Raw genomic sequence first — 2,728 nt, 5'->3', positions numbered from 1 at the left:
CGCGCCCGCCCTGCGCCAGCCAGTCGCGCACCCACCAGCCGGGGTCCCGTCCGGCCCCACGCCCACCAGCTCGCGCAGGAAGAACGCGCGGGCCACGAACGGGTGCACCTCCCGCGGCAGCGTCTCCAGCACGCGGGCCAGGTGCGGCAGCGGCTGGGCGTCCGCCTCGCCCTCGCGTCGGAGCAGCTGCCAGCGCGGCACCTCCAGACGTCCGTCGACGACGCACGCGTAGAGCTCGCGCCGGCAGATCATCTGCTGGACCTGCACCAGCGGAACCCCCAGCTCGTGAGCGGCGGACGCCGCGCCATGCGTCATGCCGTGATCGTGCGCCCAGCCACCGGCTCCAGGCACGGCTCTGCGGGACGGTGCGCGGCAGGTTCGCGGGCTCCGTTGCGGACGGTGCGGGCCCGAGGAACGACGAAGGGCCCCGGTCCGAAGACCGAGGCCCTTCTCGATGGTGCGCGAGGGGGGATTTGAACCCCCACGCCCTTTCGGACACTGGCACCTGAAGCCAGCGCGTCTGCCGTTCCGCCACTCGCGCGCAACACCATTCGTGCGTCGGTCCGCCCGCGAGGGGCGAACCGAGGAACAACGATAGCAGCACCTCTCCGGAGTGCCGAAACCCGGTCCCGGTCGTGCGGACGGGACGCCCTGCACCGCGCCCGATAGCATCGAGCCGTACTCGAGAGTCCAGGGAGAAGGTGAACACGATGGCCGGTGTGCTCCAGCGGTTCGAGCGTCGCCTCGAGGGGGCCGTGACCAGCGCGTTCGCACGAGCGTTCCGCAGCGCCGTCCAGCCCGTCGAGATCGCGGCCGCCCTCCAGCGGGAGGTCGACAACTCCGCGCAGATCCTGTCGCGCGAGCGCCAGCTCGTCCCCAACGACTTCACGGTCGAGCTCTCGCCGACCGACTACGAGCGGCTCACGCCGTTCGGCGGCACGCTCGCCACCGAGCTGGCCGCGATGGTCACCGAGCACGCGCACGAGCAGCGCTACACGCTGACCGGCGCGGTCGAGATCTCGTTCGTCAAGGCCGGCGACCTGGGCACCGGACGCTTCCGCGTGCGCAGCCGCACCAGCGCGTCCGTCACCCCGGTGGCCGGGCAGCGCATGACCGAGACCGCGGTGCACAAGGCCGCGGTCACGCTCGAGGTCAACGGGCTCAAGCACCCGCTGTCGGCCCCCGGCGTGGTGATCGGCCGCGGCGAGGACGCCCAGCTGCGCATCGAGGACCCGGGCATCTCGCGCCGGCACGCCCACCTGCGCATCCAGGACACGCTCGGCGGCCCGCAGGTCACGATCGTCGACCTCGGCTCGACCAACGGCGTCGTGCTCGACGGCCGGCGGGTGGACGAGGCGATCGTCCACGACGGCTCGCAGGTGCGCCTGGGCAACACGACCATGACCGTCCGCATCCCGGGACGGGGCTGATCGCGTGTCCGAGCTGACGCTGACCCTCATCAAGCTGGGCTTCCTGGCCGTCCTGTGGCTGTTCGTGCTCTCGGCCGTCTCGGTCGTGCGCTCGGACATCTTCGGCACGAAGGCGACCGTGGGGCCGCGCGGGGCCTCGCGTCCGGCCGCCCCGAAGCCCGAGCGGTCGCGCAAGCCCAAGCGCGCCGGCCGGGGAAGTCCGACCCACCTGCACGTCGTCGAGGGACCGAACGCCGGCCAGAGCGTCCCGCTGGGCGAGGGCCCGGTGCTGCTCGGCCGCGGCACCGACGCGGCCATCCGCCTGGACGACGACTACGTCTCGACCCGGCACGCGCGCTTCGCCACCAACGGCGAGCAGTGGTTCGTCGAGGACCTCGGCTCGACCAACGGCACCTACCTGGGCAGCCAGCGCATCACCGCGCCCGTCCCGATCGCGCCGAACGTCCAGGTGCGCCTGGGCAAGACCATCGTCGAGCTGCGGAAGTAGGCGCTCGTGGCCCTCACCTACCGCTACGTCGCGCTCACCGACACCGGGCGGCGTCGCTCGGACAACCAGGACTCCGGCTACGCCAGCCCCCGGCTGCTCGCGCTCGCCGACGGCATGGGCGGCGCCGCGGCCGGCGACCTGGCGTCGTCCACGACCATCCAGGAGATCCGCAAGCTCGACCAGGCCCGCACCGACGAGCAGGGCGAGCCGATCGAGCTGCTGGCCGGCGCGGTGGCCAACGCCAACCACGCGCTGGCCGACCTCATCGCCGACGACCCCGGCGTCGAGGGCATGGGCACGACGCTGGAGGCCCTGCTGTGGGACGGCGAGCGCTTCGCCTGGGCCCACATCGGCGACTCGCGCGCCTACCGCCTGCGCGACGGCGTGCTCGAGCAGATCAGCGACGACCACACGTTCGTCCAGTCGCTCGTCGACGAGGGACGCCTGACGCCGGCCGAGGCGCGCGTCCACCCGCACCGCTCGCTCATCCTGCGCGCGCTGCTGGGCCGCGACGACAACGACCCCGACCTCAGCTTCGTCGAGCCGCGCGCCGGCGACCGCTACCTGCTGTGCAGCGACGGCCTGTCCGACATGGTCGACGACGCCACGATCGAGAAGACGCTCGGCCTGGAGACCATCGACGTCGCCGCCACCGAGCTCGTCCGCCTCGCCCTGGAGGCCGGCGGCCACGACAACGTCACCGTCGTCATCGCCGAGATGGTCGAGGACGACGCCGAGCCCGACGAGACGCTGGCCTCGGCCGACGGACGCCCGCAGCTCGTCGGTGCCGCCGCCGGCCAGCCGCGGCCGC

At 73.1% G+C, this 2,728-nt stretch carries 4 protein-coding genes and 1 tRNA gene; 3 read left to right on the top strand and 2 right to left on the bottom strand.

Going from position 1 to position 2,728, the window contains the following annotated elements; translation table 11 throughout:
• Both AC2W7G_RS13250 and AC2W7G_RS13245 read right to left on the bottom strand, forming a co-directional pair.
• A partial coding sequence (locus AC2W7G_RS13250; RefSeq protein ID WP_485868850.1) for a hypothetical protein occupies positions 1-315 on the bottom strand: 315 nt, incomplete at its 3' end.
• Between the two features lie 140 nt (positions 316-455).
• Positions 456-541 (bottom strand) — tRNA-Leu (locus AC2W7G_RS13245).
• Positions 542-710: 169 nt separating this feature from the next.
• Between AC2W7G_RS13245 and AC2W7G_RS13240 the strand changes: the two genes are divergently transcribed.
• The 3 genes from AC2W7G_RS13240 to AC2W7G_RS13230 form a co-directional block, all read left to right on the top strand.
• The gene (locus AC2W7G_RS13240) at positions 711-1,430 is read left to right on the top strand and encodes an FHA domain-containing protein (protein ID WP_485868849.1); all 720 of its coding nucleotides are present in this window, start codon (positions 711-713) and stop codon (positions 1,428-1,430) included.
• A gap of 4 nt (positions 1,431-1,434) precedes the next feature.
• The gene (locus AC2W7G_RS13235; RefSeq protein ID WP_485868848.1) at positions 1,435-1,917 is read left to right on the top strand and encodes an FHA domain-containing protein FhaB/FipA; all 483 of its coding nucleotides are present in this window, start codon (positions 1,435-1,437) and stop codon (positions 1,915-1,917) included.
• A gap of 6 nt (positions 1,918-1,923) precedes the next feature.
• Positions 1,924-2,728: PP2C family protein-serine/threonine phosphatase (locus tag AC2W7G_RS13230; RefSeq protein WP_485868847.1), on the top strand; the 805-nt coding region annotated here is incomplete at its 3' end.

It is taken from the genome of Aeromicrobium sp. PFPM2_SD2 (genome assembly GCF_057364525.1).
The sequence above is the reverse complement of the archived record's forward strand: the minus strand, read 5'-3'. Positions and strand labels throughout refer to the sequence as shown.